This window comes from Aeromonas finlandensis (assembly GCF_000764645.1).
GTDB classification, from domain to species: domain Bacteria; phylum Pseudomonadota; class Gammaproteobacteria; order Enterobacterales; family Aeromonadaceae; genus Aeromonas; species Aeromonas finlandensis.
In genome coordinates this window covers 1-14,547 of the sequence record NZ_JRGK01000105.1, presented here as the reverse complement: position 1 = coordinate 14,547, position 14,547 = coordinate 1, and the positions used below count along the sequence as shown (strand labels likewise).

The following is a 14,547-nucleotide window of genomic DNA, read 5'->3' as shown; positions in this document are numbered from 1 at the left end:
CCCGTCATAGCCACCATTAATATTGCGGAAGTGGCGAAATTGGTAGACGCACCAGATTTAGGTTCTGGCGCCCTAGGCGTGAGAGTTCGAGTCTCTCCTTCCGCACCATTAATAGCAGTACCAAACAGACCAGCTCACGCTGGTTTTTTTGTATCTGAAATCTGCCTCTCCCCAGTTTTTCTCTCGATCCTCTCTACGTTAATTCACGTTCACGTCCCTCTTCACTCATTCCGAGCACGCCTTGCCAATCTCCTCTCACGGCCACAAAAAAGCGGCCCGCGGGCCGCTTGTACACACATTCATCATCCCGGTTATCAGAACGGGAAGAACCAGGGGATCGCCACCACGCTCACCGCCATCACCAGCAGGGTGAACGGCACCCCGATGCGGATAAAGTCGGCGAACGTGTAGTTGCCCGGCCCCAACACCAGGGTATTTACCGGTGACGAGACCGGCGTCATAAAGGCAGCCGAGGCGGCGATGGCGATGGTCATGGCAAACGGATAAGGCGACACCCCCATCTGCTGCGCAGTGCCCAGCGCAATGGGCGCCATCAGCACCGCGGTGGCGGTGTTGGAGATAAACAGCCCGATCACCGCACAGAGGGCAAACAGGCTGGCAAGCATCACCCGCGGCCCCATCTCCCCCACCGCATTCATCAGACCACCGACGATAAGGTCCACCCCGCCGGTTTTTTGCAGCGCCAGCGCGAAGGGAAGCATGCCGACAATCAGGATCAGGGTCGGCCAGTGGATCGACTTGTAGGCACTCTCCATGTCGATGCAGCGAAACTTGCCCATCAGCAGACAGGCGATCAGCGCCGCAATCACGTTGGGCACCGGATCGGTCACCATCAGCAGGATCATCACCCCAAGGCAGACCAGCGCGTGGATAGCCTGACTGCGGGCTGGCGCCATCTCGTCCACCTCGGCAGGCAACCCCATCAGCAAAAAGTCGCGGCTGTGGGTCTGCAGCAGCCGGATATGGCTCCAGTTCCCCACCACCAACAAGGTGTCCCCCATCTGCAGCGGCTCGTCCACCAGCTTGCCTGCCAGCGCCTCACCGTCACGACGCAGCCCCACCACGCTCAGACCATAGCTGGAGCGGAAGGTCACCTCCCTCACGCTTTTACCCAGCAGCGTGGACTCGGGGATCAGCGACACCTCGGCCATCCCCACCTCCCGCGCCTGATCGGAGAAGTACTCCCCGCGCAGGATCATCGGTTCGAGCCGTGCCTCGCTGCAAAACGCCCGCACATCAACCTCGGGGTCTGACATGTCGATCAGCAGCACATCCTTCGCCTGAAATTCACTGATCCCCGACACCGGCACCATCACCCGGCGGAACTTGCGCCAGCGCTCCACCCCGATGACGTGGGCACCATAGCGGGCGCGCAGTTGCAGCTCATCAAGGGTATGGCCAATCAGAGGCGAATCAGGCCGCAGCGCCAGACGACGGGCCCGGCCAGCCAGCCGGTAGTCACGGATCAGATCGCGCAGGGTTCGGCGCCCGGGCGGCTTGCCCTTGCCCTCTTCCCCCTCGCCCACCAAAGAGCCGCGCACCAGCAGCATGTAGAGAATGCCCAGCCCCAGGATCAATACGCCCATGGGGGTGAAACCGAAGAACCCGAAGCCGTGAATACCGTGGCGCATCAGCTCGCTGTTGACCACCATGTTGGGGGGCGTGGCCACCAGCGTCATCATGCCGCTGATAAGCCCGGCAAAGCCGAGGGGCATCATCAGACGACCCGCCGGGATTCCCATCCGGTTCGCCACGCTCAGCACCACCGGGATAAAGATGGCCACCACCCCGGTGCTGCTCATCACCGCTCCCAGACTCGCCACCGCCACCATCAGCAGCACCAGCAGCTTGGTCTCGCTGCTGCCCGCCACCTTCACCAGCGCATCCCCCACCTGATAGGCGATGCCGGTGCGCACCAACCCCTCACCCACCACAAACAGGGCGGCAATCAGGATAACGTTGGGATCGCTAAAGCCCGCCAGCGCCTCCGGCAGGGTAAGGGTGCCGCTCAGTACAAACAGGATGACCACACCCAGGGCCACCACATCCATGCGCACCTTGTTGGTCATAAAGAGATAGATGGCGCCAGCCAGCAGACAGAGCACCCAAACAAGCTCGGAATTCAATGCAACCTCCTGTTATCACGTGATTCTCCTCCCGGAGAGTGGACTCTATCAGACCACAGCCACGGCGCTATCATCTTGCTACATATCAATAAAGTCCGGCCAGCGGGGGCACCATAACCCATCAGTGCTGGAATAACCGGGCACAACAGGCGATTTCTTTGATATGGGGGCGGACAAAAGTCCTGCCCCTCCTCCCCCTTAGAATGACGCGGCCGATATCAACCGACTGCTCATTGACTCACCAGCCCCACGCAGAGGGGTTGCTCGCCTGCACGCATTCATCTCCTTGCTCACCGCTCTTTTATTCACCCGTCACCCGTCACCCGTCACCCGTCACCCAACCATTTCTTCACGTTTTCAGCATGCAGCGTTCTGCTGATATTCCACCGATATTGTCCCGATGCAATCTCATGGCATATTTCTTCATATATATAGCGAGCTCAAATAGAGCGAAATCAACGGATAAGCGGTATCTCTATCCATAATTTTTACAAACGCTCATGCAAATATATTGAATTATATTCCAGCTACATCTTTAACCGATGTTTCATTACTTTCGGCTAGCATATTTTCACGATTAAAGATAGATACCTGGAAAAAGCAAAAATACATATTCATGCACAATAAAATCGTTTAGTCGCAGCATGGCTGCATATCATTAACTCATTATGCATAGCCACGCTTTTCGTCATTCAATCCTCCACACCTTGCCCTGACCGGCTTGTCCGTTGATTCAGGGCCCTTTTTTGCCAGGATGGCGGCTATTCAACGTGAATTGAATAGCAACAAGGTTAAATTTGCGAGCATTGAGCCATCTCATAGAAATGCGATCCCGGTTTGCATCCCCGGATAACGACTCATAAAATCGCAACGACTAAAATATCTACCCTATATCACGCTCTCCCTCTCTTATTCCATTCTGCTATTGAGTGGATGACAAATAATAACCGAGGATGCCACCGATGGCACAATGGCCGTGGTGCACAAAAAATGGGGTAAATCTGTACCTGAGTTAACAACAAATATTAAAGAAGGAATATCAATATGAGTGGCACTATTATCAAATCCGCAAAAAATACCGCTAACGCCCCCCAGAATATCGGGCCTTATACTCAAACGGTGGCATTTTCTCATTATAATAATATCTCCGCCCAGCTGCCGGTCGATCCGAAAACCGGCAAGATGGTGAGTGGCGATGTAAAAACGCAGGCCAGACAGTGCCTCACCAATATCAAGGCCATCGTCGAGAGCATCGACCATGTGATGGACGATATGGTGAAAGCAACTATCTTCCTGAAAGATATGGCGGATCTGGAGGCGGTCAACGCCGTCTATCGCGAATTCTTCCCGGGCTATCTACCGACCCGCACCACCCTCGCCGTGGCCGCCCTGCCACTCAATGCACTGGTGCAGATCGACGCCATCATCTCCAATGGCGAAGGCACCTTCCCGCAAGCCCCCTGCCCGCTGGTGAAGCTCTCCCGCAACAGTGCCCGTGCGCCGCAAGATCCGCTCTCCACCCAGACCGTCGCCTTCTCTCACTACAACAATATCGGTGCCCAACTGCCGGTTGAGCCCGCATCTGGCGCCCTGATTGGCGGCGGCATCCGCGAGCAGGCAGCCCAGTGCCTGCACAACATCAAGGCGGTACTGGAAGGGATCGACGTGCCCTTCGACGATATCGTCAAGGTAACCGTCTATCTGACCAATCTGGCCGATTTGGACGCCGTCAACGAGGTCTATACCACCTTCTTCCCCGACTCGGCCATTGCCCGCGCTGCCGCTTACATGCCGGCCCGCAGCGTAATTGCGGCCTCCGCCCTGCCAATGGGTGCGCTGGTGCAGATGGATGCAGTTATCTCCCACGGTGACGGTACACCGCCGCAGCTGGTGGAAGACCGCCACAATCTGGTGATCCGCCCGCACAATACCGACAAAGCACCCCGCAGCGCCCTGCATACCCAGACCGTCGCCTTCTCCCACTACAACCATATCGCTGGCCAGTTGCCGGTCGATCTGGCCACTGGCAAGATCCTGGCCGGTTGCGTACGGGAGCAGACCGCCCAGTGCCTCGGCCATATCAAGGCGATTGTGGAGAGCATCGGCCACGTGATGGACGATATCGTCAAGGTCAATATCCAGGTTGCCAATATCGCGGATCTGGCCGAGGTGGATGCCATCTACACCCGCTACTTCCCAAGCTACCTGCCTGCCCGTACCGTGATTGCGGTACGCGAGCTGCCCGCCGGCGCCCTCATCCAGATGGATGCAGTGATGTCTAATGCGGAAAGTACCCCGCCGCAACATTAATTAACAAGCAGGGCCCTAACATCACGATGTTAGGGCCCTGCTGTGATCGGCGGCGTTATTGCCCAAGCAGATGCTGCTTGAATGGCACTTACTGAGGAGGTGCTGATCTGATTATCCCCGTCAGCATTCATGGGCAAGTTGCTTCACTTCACCAACGGGCTGCAATACAACCAATCTCTTATCAACCTTGGCTCACTCACCTTCCGGGTTGTTGCCGACACTGCGGCGCAAGCTGAGTCATGTTTATACAGATGGAGCCGATGACAGCAAAGCAAACTATCAGCGGCTCGCGCACAAATAGGAACGATAGCCTGTATCCCGCCTATCCCGCTGCACAACTCAGGAAAAGAGCACTCTCGAGCAATGAGGCCATGCTGTTAATGCGTCAGGAAGGTGTGGCTCACAGGCAAAGACGTACACCATTGCTGGTAGATAAAATCAACCTGCGTCAGGACAACGGTCAGGTGAGCGAAGTCATCGCGTATGTGAGCGCGATAAACAGATTGAATACCCTTTCCTCCCCCTAATAAATCCAAATGAGTATCTGTATAATGGCAATGGGGAAGCAGTGGCGGATGTCTGATCTGGGAAGAAACACCGGGTGAAAGAATAGATGGCAGCTGGTATAAATTGTACCGTAACGGTTACACTTATCAATATTAGCAAATTTTTAACACCCCTTCTTAAGTGGAATGTTCCGATTTCCCATTTTTCTATAGACGTCACTATCTAGGTTGTCACATACTATTATGAATAATAAAAGTTGCTGTATCACACTAGATTATATCCATAGTGTCGAGCTGCTGCACATAAATAATATAAACTTATTTTGACATTATCCCCCTGTTTTTACATCTGGATGTTACATCAGGAAATGTCTTTTAATAATTTAACACTCATGAAGTATATCGTTACAACTTCCTGGTGGCTTTATTTATACTGCAGGCCGTCATTTCTTGCTACCTGTCTATTTTCATTAAAGCCCGATGTAGTTGCTTAACAGAACTAGAAAGGTTGTTCACATGATTAATCACAAAACTATCGCGGTCATGGGTCTGACCGTATTGCTCAGTGGTTGTGCAAAAAATACGGTGCATTCCGATGGCACCCAGGCATTTGCGCTTAACCACGGTGCGATAGTCAGCTCGAAAGAAATTACCAGCCACTTTTTCTTTTCCGATATCGACTTCGGTATGAATGACACCATTGACGCTGCATCTATTTGTCACGGTATAGAAAATGTCGTGCGGATAGAAACAAAACGAGGTTTTTGGGATTCTGTATTTGGCAGCTTGAGTTTCGGTATTTATGCACCTCGCACAGCAAGAATTGATTGTGCTGGATAAACACGGCAGGGAGATAAAGTGATGAAACTGAAGAGTATATTATTGGCTGTGATTGGCCTGAGTACGCTATATGGTTGCGGTGGCGGTTCTTCTGGTGGAGAAGAGAAACCAAGCGTAAAGACTGCAGAACCGGTATTAGATCATGTTACTATCCCTAACGCAGTACTCTATAAAGCTGAATATAGAAACCCCGACCAGCAGGTGGTTCTTTCAACCGGATTTGCATTAAAATATCAGAAGATTGATGGGGAAAATAGCTCTCGATGGAGTATATGGGCCAAAAACAGCCTGGTAACTACCTGGTGGTGGGTAAAACAAAGTAGTGATGATATATTAAAAAGCGATCCTAATTCAGTTCAACTCACAAGTATAAGTCGTAGAATAAATCGAAACGTAGCAAGCGGTAGTATACCCGCAGTGTCAGTCATCAACCAGGTCGATATTCCTTACAATAATATTGTTCACGTTATACCTGAATTTCACCAGAACCAACCTGTTTATGCCTCCCCAACACATACTGAGCTGGATTTATCTGGCACAGGTACATCAATGCATATAAAGTGGGCTGAAAAAATATCTTTGCAAGAATTGACAACCCGAGCCATAAACACTGATAGCTGGAATGAAAATAACGGATATAGCACCGATATGCTGGGAAATGTGGAAACGACCCGCAACGGTGAAAAGGTAACAGTTACAATGATGCTTCCAGCTGCAGGATGCACTCTGGTGGGGGATGCGATCTCATCAGGTAAAACGAGGTTTGATAAATTTGTTTTTACCGGGTTTGATAAGTGCCTGTTTGATCCAGCGAAAGGGGACAAATGGACTCCGAGCGATTATATCAATAGCGAAAGGTTGGCCAAAGGTAAAAATGGGTCAATAGCTTATGGTGCGACGTTTAAGGATAATAGCGGGTTAGATACACTGGTAATCGGCTTCCCTGAACTGGATGGGGTCGTATTGATGATGAACAAGCGCAAATAATGGGTGAGTGCTAGATCACCTATTATTTAGCGGTATACGATTCAGCAATGTATGGTTATGGTGTCGCAGAGAGAATACAGGCTATCTACTCTGGTGCTTTGCGGATTTGCTTTCAGCGAGTGGTCTCGCACTATAGCGCTGTCGATCAGCATGTAGAGGCAATAGTGTACAGCCCGGAAGGTTAGTTTACGGGAAGCGCCCTTGATGAGAGGAAGTATGCGAACACTGGGTGAGCTCGATTTGAACCTGCTGGTGGTATTCAAATACCTGATGGTGGAACGCAGTGTGGCTGGGGCGGCCAAACAGCTTAGTGTAACCCCCTCCACGGTGAGCAAGGCGCTGGCCAAGCTGCGGGATTGGTTTGCCGACCCGCTCTTTGTGCGAGGACGCAAGGGGTTGATGCCGACCAACCTCGCCCTGACGCTGGAAGACGAGCTGGAAACCTGGTTCCAGCTCACCGGCAGGATCGCTTCGCTCAATAGCGAGGCGATCCCCGATGGGGCCCGCTTCAATCTGGTGATGCAATCCCCCTTCTACAACAGTCTGTTGGGGGATTTGCCCGTTACCATCCATGAGAAGTACCCCAATGCGGTGGTCAAGATGCAGGGGTGGAATCACCATTCGCTCACTGACCTCGTTAATGGCGATGCCGATCTCGGTGTCTGTGTTCGCGAGCGTTATGACCGCTCTCTGGTCAAGCTCAGCAACCTGCCCTATTACATTGATCACGAGGTACTGTTTCACGATGTGCCGGTGGCATTCTTACGCAATGATCACCCGCTGCTTCAACAAGAGTGGTCGCTGGAAAACTTTTTGGCTTGCTCCCATAGCAGCGTGGTGTTGGAGGTCAAAGAGACCTGGAGCCTGGATATGCTGCTGGAAGATGAGGGGCTACAGCGCAAGGTCCCCATCATGGTATCCAGTTTCGAACAGTCCCTCCATATCGCCTCCCAATCCCATCATGAACTGATCACGGTAGCCCCCTCCTACTGCGCCGGTTTTGCGGCAAAATACCATCCCAATTTGGTGACCAGGCCGTTGCCACTGCCCGAGAAGCTCTACAAGCAGCTTGAGCTCACTTTCATCTTGCTGTGGCACAAACGCCACAATCAGGATGCCAAAGTGATGTGGTTACTCAACGAGATCAGGCAGCTCTATCACCGCGAGTCGAGCCTCTCGCTCAGATAAAACCAGGCCGGAGCAAGATGCTCCGGCTTTTTTGTCTTCGCGCAGCCATGATTTACCGACTGCAGGTTCACTTGTTTACGTCATGTTTCATTCAGCTCTATATACACAGATTGGCGTTAACGTCACGTCTCGAGTGAGGCTCTTTACACGAAAAAAATTCATGTAGTTTCATTAGAAAACTTCATTCAATATCACTTTTAAAGTGTGATCGACCATTAAGTTCCTTTATTTGCAGTGATATAGCATGGCAACCCTTGAAATGGCGGGATTCAACAGATCCCGCGTAGGATGATTGCCCGCAGAGCAGTTGAGTGAGCCCACCCCACAGGTCGTCTGTGGTTGCGGTTGTGCCACGCCCCGGCTATCGGGCCACCTGCCGTGTGTGACGGAGCAGAGGGAGAGTAAGCATCAAGGTTGATAAACCGGCTTGAGTGCAGGGATGCAGCAGAGGTGGAGTCCATTAGCCGGTAACGGCACAGCGCGACACCATTCACCATCCCCCGATAACGCGAGATTGAAACCGGCTAGATGAAAAACACCTTTCATCGAACGGGGCACGTGCACCCGCAAATATCCAGATTGGCAGGCTGACAGCGCTACCTGTTATGGCAATGACGGACCAGAAAATAGGGCGGCAGCCACCACCAGATTAATAAAAATAAACCTCAATAAAGGCAGGTTAATATGCGTCCAGCTACAACACCCACGGGGTTGTTACAACAACCCAAACCCTTCTTCATGATTTTTTTCGTCGAACTCTGGGAGCGCTTCGGTTATTACGGCGTGCAGGGGATCCTGGCGGTCTTCTTCGTGCAGCAACTGGGATTTTCCCAAGAGCAATCCTTTATTACCTTCGGTGCCTTCTCGGCGCTGGTATATGGTCTGATTTCGGTCGGTGGTTATGTCGGTGACCATGTGCTCGGCACCAAGCGCACCATGGTGCTGGGGGCGGTGGTACTGGTGATCGGCTACTTCATGACCGGTCTCTCTATCTATAATCCTGACCTGATTTTCTACGCGCTGGGCACGATCGCGGTAGGTAACTGCCTGTTCAAGGCCAATCCGGCCAGCCTGCTTTCAAAATGCTACCAGCCAAAAGATCCCCGTCTGGATGGGGCCTTTACCCTGTTCTATATGTCGATCAATATCGGCTCCCTTATTTCCCTCTCACTCGCGCCGGTTATTGCCGATCACTACGGCTATACCGTGACCTATAACCTGTGTGGAGTGGGGCTGATTATTGCACTGCTCACCTTCTTTGCCTGCCGCAACATGGTCAAGGATATTGGCTCCGAGCCGGATCATCTGCCGCTCAATTACAGCAAGCTGCTGCTGGTTATATTGGGCTCGGTGGCGATGGTGTTCTTCTGCGCCTGGCTGATGCACCACGTGGTGATTGCCAATATGGTGCTGATGACGGTGACCATCGCCGTGGTGATCTTCTTCTTTCGCGAGGCGTTCAAGCTCGACACTGTGGGCCGCAACAAGATGTATGTGGCCTTCGTGCTGATGCTGGAGGCGGTGCTCTTCTATGTGCTCTATGCCCAAATGCCGACTTCCCTGAACTTCTTTGCCATCAACAACATGCATCACGAGATGCTGGGGATGAGCGTCAACCCCATCAGCTTCCAGGCACTCAATCCCTTCTGGGTGGTGGTGGGCAGCCCGGTGCTGGCGATGATCTATACCCGGATGGGCAGCAAGGGACGGGATCTCACCATGCCGCTCAAGTTCACCCTCGGGATGTTCTTCTGCTCGCTGGGCTTTTTGACCGCAGCAGCGTCCGGCTGGTGGTTTGCCGATGAGCAGGGGCTCACCTCCCCCTGGTTTATGGTGCTTATCTACCTGTTCCAGAGTCTGGGTGAGCTGATGATCAGCGCCCTGGGGCTGGCGATGGTGGCTGCGCTGGTGCCGCAACGGTTGATGGGCTTTATTCTCGGGATGTGGTTCCTGACCCAGGCGATGGCATCCCTGCTGGGGGGCTATGTGGCAACCTTTACCGCCGTGCCGGAAGGGATGAATGATCCGCTGCAGACGCTGCCGATCTACACCGACGTGTTTGGCAAGATTGGGATGGCGACCCTGCTGATCGCGATGGTAATGGGGCTGATGGTGCCCTGGCTCAACCGGATGATGAATGCGAGCCCGACAGAGTCCGAGGGGCTGGTGGCGGGTCAATCACAGGCGTAATGAAGGGATAGTGCGAGGCAAGGGTGTCGCCCCTTGCCTCGCTGTTGATGGCTTAGTTGTACTGCTCTTCCATCCAGGCTTCGACGATCAGCTGCGCCGATACCCCGTCCACACTACCCTTCTCCAATGCGCGATAGCCGCCTCGCTCAAACAGTCGGGCGCGGGCATCGGTGGTAGTGAGTCGCTCATCCTTGAACTCCACCGGCTTGCCGAAACGGCCGTGCAGCCGGTTGCCGAATTTGCGGGCCCGTACCGTGATCTCCTGATCGGTGCCATCCATGTTCAGTGGCAGGCCGACCACCAGCAGGTCCGGTTGCCACTCCTTGAGCAGCTTCTCAATCTCGTCCCAGTTGGGGATGCCGTCGTTGGCCTTGAGGGCGCGCAGAGGCTGGGCAGTGCCAGTCAGCTCCTGACCGATGGCGACGCCAATGCTCTTGGTGCCATAGTCAAAGCCCATGATGCTGCGTGATGACATGAAAAAAATCCTCGAAATGCAACGCCAGAGGCGTTGCTGGAGTTAGCTGTGGCCGACGTCGCTGGAGAGGTGAACCGGGTTCACCCCTATGCTGGCGGCGGCTTGTTGCCAACGTTTGTGAATGGGGGTTTTGAACACCAGGTCCGGATTGGGGGGGATCACCAGCCAGGCGCCATCTACCAGCTCTTGTTCCAGCTGTCCGGCGCTCCAGCCTGCATAACCGAGCGCAACCAACCAGTGAGCAGGAGATTCACTCGTACCCAGGGTTTCCAGTATATCCTTGGATGTAGTCACCATCATTTCATCTCCCACCTGCAGGGTTGAGCTGAAACCGGGGCGGAAGCTGTGCAGCACGAAGCCGCGGTCAGCGTGAACCGGCCCCCCTTGCAGGACCGGCTGCTTGAGCTCCGGGCTACCGGGCGGGTTGAGCTTGAGCTGGGTCAACATGGTTTCCAGCGACATATCGACAGGAATGTTGACGACTAGCCCCATGGCACCCTCTTCGTTATGCTCGCACAGATAGACCAGCGATCGCTCGAAGTAGGGGTCTGAGAGGCTTGGCATAGCCAGCAGGAAGTGATTTTGCAGTGTTTGCATAGGGGCCAAATAGTGCAAAGGTCGTTGAAAGATGAATAGGGCAATTATGGCAGTTCATCACATTGGGAAAAACCGCTTTTTATCGGGAGTGTCTTGTCCACTTATCAAACGGTGCAGGAGAGAAAAAACATGGAATGTATTTCAATCAGACAGAAGTTGACCCTGGGTTGTGTAGTGCCCCTGTTGGCACTGATGGCGTTGCTGGTGGGCGCAACCCAGGCAATGTCTCAGCTGATGGCGGGAATGAACGCCATGTATGAGGGAGAGGTGGTGCAGCTCAAAGAGCTCAAACATATTGCCGACCTCTACGCCGTCAACGTGATCGATGCGACCAACAAGGCCAATGTGGGGGGTTTTACCCCGGACAAGGCGAAGGCAGCCATCACTCAGGCCCAGCGTGAAGTGGCAGAGAGTTGGCAGCACTACATCAATATGAAGATGGAACCGGGGGAAAAGCTGGAGGCGGACAAGGTCCAGATGCTTTTTGCGGCGGCCGATCAGCAAATAACGGCCGTGGTGAAGGTACTCGATGGCGGGCCAGAGCAGGTGAGCGCCCACCTCAGCGCTAAGATCATGCCGCTTTATGGTGCCATCGATCCCCTCAGCGATGCGGTAAGTGCCCTGGTGCAGTATCAGCTGACTGATGCAGAACGGAGCATGACAGAGCTCACCCAGCTCAAAGATCAACTGTTCCAGCTCTTCCTGCTGCTGTTTCTGGTCGGCGGTGGCTGCGTGCTCTTCTTCGGCATGTGGACCAGCCGCAGCGTCAGCCAGCCGCTGGCAGCGATGAACCGGGTGCTGCGCAGCATGCAGACCGAGCTCGACCTGAGTCAGCAGGCGCCGGTGCTGCGCAAGGACGAGATGGGGGCGCTGGCCCAATCGCTTAATCAGGTGATCAGCCACTTTCGTGGTTTGATTAACCAGATCAACGAGGTGGCGGAGCATCTTGCCAAGGAGTCAGCTCGTCTTGCTCATATCGGGGTGGAGAGCCGCCAGCGCTTTGCCCAGCAGCAGGCTGAGACCGACCAGACCGCCACCGCCATGAACCAGATGAGCGCGACGGTGGCCGAAGTGGCCAATAGCTCCTCCGGGGCGGCGGATGCTGCCCGTGTTGCGGACGAAAGTGCCCGCCAGGGCCATCTGGTTGTTGAGGATGCCATCGCCCGGATGTCGGCATTGTCGTCCCATATTCAGGACACGGCGGCGATGATCACTCAGCTGGCCGACGATAGCCGCGACATCAGCAGCGTGATGGACGCCATTCGCGGCATTGCCGAGCAGACCAACCTGCTGGCACTCAATGCGGCGATAGAGGCGGCACGGGCAGGGGATCAGGGGCGCGGTTTTGCAGTGGTGGCCGATGAGGTGCGCACCCTCTCCCAACGTACCCAGCGCTCGACCGAAGAGATTGGCAAGACCATCATCAAGTTGCAGCAGGGAGCCAGTGATGCGGCCAGCAGCATGGTGCGCGGGCTGGATCAGGTGGAGGAGTCCAACCGTACCGTGCTCGCCTGCGGCAAGGCCCTTGGCGAGATTGTCAGCTCGGTGGAGCAGATCAACGAGTTGAACACCCATATCGCCACCGCAGCGGAGGAGCAGAGCAAGGTAGCCGAGGAGATCACCCGCAACGTGGTCAATATCGCCCAGATTGCCACCGAGTCGACCGCGGCGGCCTCCGAGCTAAACCAGAGTTGCCACGAGCTGGAGCAGCTATCGAGCGATCTCAAGCAGAAGGTGGGGCAGTTCCGTTGTTGACGGGGCAGAGGCAGGAATGTTCAAAGGCAGGATGGAAAAGAGGCGGCCCCGGGGCCGCCTCTTTTCATTGCCATTCATTCACTATCGCGAGTTGCGATGTAACCTGTGCAGGCTCAGGCTCAGGCTTTCGCCAGCCGACGCTCGATGGCATCCATCAGCATGCCGGTGATATGCACGTCGAACGCCGCTTCAATCTCGCGAATGCAGGTCGGGCTGGTGACGTTAATCTCGGTCAGGCGATCGCCGATGATGTCGAGGCCGACGAAGATGAGCCCCTTCTCTTTCAAGGCAGGGCCCACCGCACGGGCGATAGCCCAGTCGGCGTCGCTCAAGGGGCGCGCTTCACCACGGCCACCGGCTGCCAGATTGCCACGGGTCTCCCCCTGCGCCGGAATGCGTGCCAGGCAGTAGGGAACCGGTTCACCGTCCACTACCAGCACCCGCTTGTCGCCATCCTTGATGGCGGGCAGGTAGGTCTGCGCCATGCAGTACTGGCTGCCGTGGGCAGTGAGCGTTTCGATAATCACGCCGACGTTGGCATCATCTTCCTTCATGCGGAAGATGGAGGCGCCACCCATGCCGTCCAGCGGCTTGAGGATCACGTCCTTGTGCCGGGCGTGGAAGGCGCGCAGCTTGTCAGCGCGGCGGGTCACCAGCGTGGTCGGGGTGTGCTCGGCAAACCAGGCGGTGTAGAGCTTCTCGTTGGCGTCACGCAGGCTCTGCGGCTTGTTGACGATGAGGCAACCCTCATCCTCGGCCCGCTCCAGCATGTAGGTGGCGTAGATAAATTCGGTGTCGAACGGCGGATCCTTGCGCATCAGGATCACATCCAGCTCAGAGAGCGGCTGATCGACCACCTCGCCGAGGGTATACCAGTCGGCATAGTCATATTTGACGGTCAGCGGGCGCATGGTGCCAAAGGCACGACCGGCTTCCATGTAGAGATCCTTCATCTCCAGATAGAAGAGCTCATAGCCGCGCTTTTGCGCCTCTTCGAGCATGGCAAAGCTGGAATCTTTCTTGATGTTGATGGCCGAGATGGGGTCCATCACGATGCCGAGTTTAATGGTCATCCGAATATCCTTCTGGTAGCTCGATTGCGAGTGAGATTCTTAAAACCTGTTCAAAGTCTGTCGCGAGAGGTCGTCAGCAAGGTAAAGAGCAGCGCATGAGCCTTGATCACGACCTCGCAGTAAGACATTGGACTGGTTTCAGGCGAGATCGCCAAAGCGGCACTGCAGCGCAGTAATCGCAGTCAGGGCGGCGGTTTCGGTGCGCAGCACCCGCGGCCCCAGCAGCATCTCTTTGAAATCTTCCTGCACGGTACGGGCGATCTCGTCACTCGACAATCCCCCTTCCGGGCCAATCAGCAAGCGTACGCCATGCTCCGGGACCGGCAGAGTGTTGATGCTGTACTCGGCGCGCGGATGCAGGTTGAGTTTGAGCTCTTTGGTCTCTTCTGCCAGCCAGGCATCCAGCTCCATCGGCATGCGCACCTCTGGCACCACGTTGCGGCCGCACTGTTCGCAGGCGCTGATCACCACCTTCTGCC

The 14,547-nt window shown here is 54.9% G+C and carries 13 protein-coding genes and 1 tRNA gene; 8 read left to right on the top strand and 6 right to left on the bottom strand.

What is annotated here, in order from left to right:
* Positions 1-24 precede the first annotated feature (24 nt).
* A tRNA-Leu gene (locus tag LD28_RS0110420) sits at positions 25-108 on the top strand.
* A 206-nt stretch (positions 109-314) separates the two neighbouring features.
* Here the strand turns inward: LD28_RS0110420 and LD28_RS0110415 are convergent.
* Together LD28_RS0110415 and LD28_RS24005 are read right to left on the bottom strand one after the other, a co-directional pair.
* Positions 315-2,147 carry an SLC13 family permease gene (locus LD28_RS0110415; RefSeq protein ID WP_033136900.1) on the bottom strand — a complete coding sequence of 611 codons (1,833 nt, stop codon included), beginning with the start codon at positions 2,145-2,147 and terminating at the stop codon, positions 315-317.
* 121 nt (positions 2,148-2,268) lie between these two features.
* Positions 2,269-2,364 carry a hypothetical protein gene (locus LD28_RS24005; protein WP_156120182.1) on the bottom strand — a complete coding sequence of 32 codons (96 nt, stop codon included), beginning with the start codon at positions 2,362-2,364 and terminating at the stop codon, positions 2,269-2,271.
* Between the two features lie 827 nt (positions 2,365-3,191).
* Between LD28_RS24005 and LD28_RS0110410 the strand changes: the two genes are divergently transcribed.
* The 6 genes from LD28_RS0110410 to dtpB all read left to right on the top strand — a co-directional run bounded on the left by LD28_RS0110410 (position 3,192) and on the right by dtpB (position 10,168).
* A complete protein-coding gene (locus LD28_RS0110410) occupies positions 3,192-4,457 on the top strand; it encodes a RidA family protein (protein WP_033136899.1) in 1,266 nt (421 codons plus the stop codon).
* A gap of 260 nt (positions 4,458-4,717) precedes the next feature.
* Entirely contained in the window at positions 4,718-4,984 is a 267-nt protein-coding gene (locus tag LD28_RS21940; protein WP_156120181.1) for a hypothetical protein, read from the top strand.
* Between the two features lie 495 nt (positions 4,985-5,479).
* Positions 5,480-5,803, top strand: coding sequence for a Bor/Iss family lipoprotein (locus tag LD28_RS0110400; protein WP_033136898.1), 324 nt, complete (start codon positions 5,480-5,482; stop codon positions 5,801-5,803).
* Positions 5,804-5,824: 21 nt separating this feature from the next.
* A complete protein-coding gene (locus tag LD28_RS22975; RefSeq protein ID WP_156120180.1) occupies positions 5,825-6,790 on the top strand; it encodes a hypothetical protein in 966 nt (321 codons plus the stop codon).
* Between the two features lie 216 nt (positions 6,791-7,006).
* Positions 7,007-7,978: an HTH-type transcriptional regulator YidZ gene (gene yidZ / locus LD28_RS0110390; RefSeq protein ID WP_033136896.1), complete on the top strand. Its 972-nt coding sequence runs from the start codon at positions 7,007-7,009 to the stop codon at positions 7,976-7,978.
* A gap of 684 nt (positions 7,979-8,662) precedes the next feature.
* A complete protein-coding gene (gene dtpB, locus LD28_RS0110385; RefSeq protein WP_033136895.1) occupies positions 8,663-10,168 on the top strand; it encodes a dipeptide/tripeptide permease DtpB in 1,506 nt (501 codons plus the stop codon).
* A 52-nt stretch (positions 10,169-10,220) separates the two neighbouring features.
* Here dtpB and ruvX read toward each other — a convergent pair whose 3' ends face one another.
* Both ruvX and LD28_RS0110375 read right to left on the bottom strand, forming a co-directional pair.
* Positions 10,221-10,643 carry a Holliday junction resolvase RuvX gene (ruvX, locus tag LD28_RS0110380; protein WP_005343821.1) on the bottom strand — a complete coding sequence of 141 codons (423 nt, stop codon included), beginning with the start codon at positions 10,641-10,643 and terminating at the stop codon, positions 10,221-10,223.
* A gap of 42 nt (positions 10,644-10,685) precedes the next feature.
* Positions 10,686-11,240: a YqgE/AlgH family protein gene (locus LD28_RS0110375; protein WP_033136894.1), complete on the bottom strand. Its 555-nt coding sequence runs from the start codon at positions 11,238-11,240 to the stop codon at positions 10,686-10,688.
* A gap of 129 nt (positions 11,241-11,369) precedes the next feature.
* Here LD28_RS0110375 and LD28_RS0110370 point away from each other — a divergent pair, with 129 nt between their 5' ends.
* The gene (locus tag LD28_RS0110370; protein ID WP_033136893.1) at positions 11,370-12,995 is read left to right on the top strand and encodes a methyl-accepting chemotaxis protein; all 1,626 of its coding nucleotides are present in this window, start codon (positions 11,370-11,372) and stop codon (positions 12,993-12,995) included.
* 119 nt (positions 12,996-13,114) lie between these two features.
* Here the strand turns inward: LD28_RS0110370 and gshB are convergent, their stop codons facing one another.
* The gene (gshB, locus tag LD28_RS0110365; RefSeq protein WP_033136892.1) at positions 13,115-14,068 is read right to left on the bottom strand and encodes a glutathione synthase; all 954 of its coding nucleotides are present in this window, start codon (positions 14,066-14,068) and stop codon (positions 13,115-13,117) included.
* A gap of 138 nt (positions 14,069-14,206) precedes the next feature.
* A partial coding sequence (locus tag LD28_RS0110360; RefSeq protein ID WP_033136891.1) for an RsmE family RNA methyltransferase occupies positions 14,207-14,547 on the bottom strand: 341 nt, incomplete at its 5' end.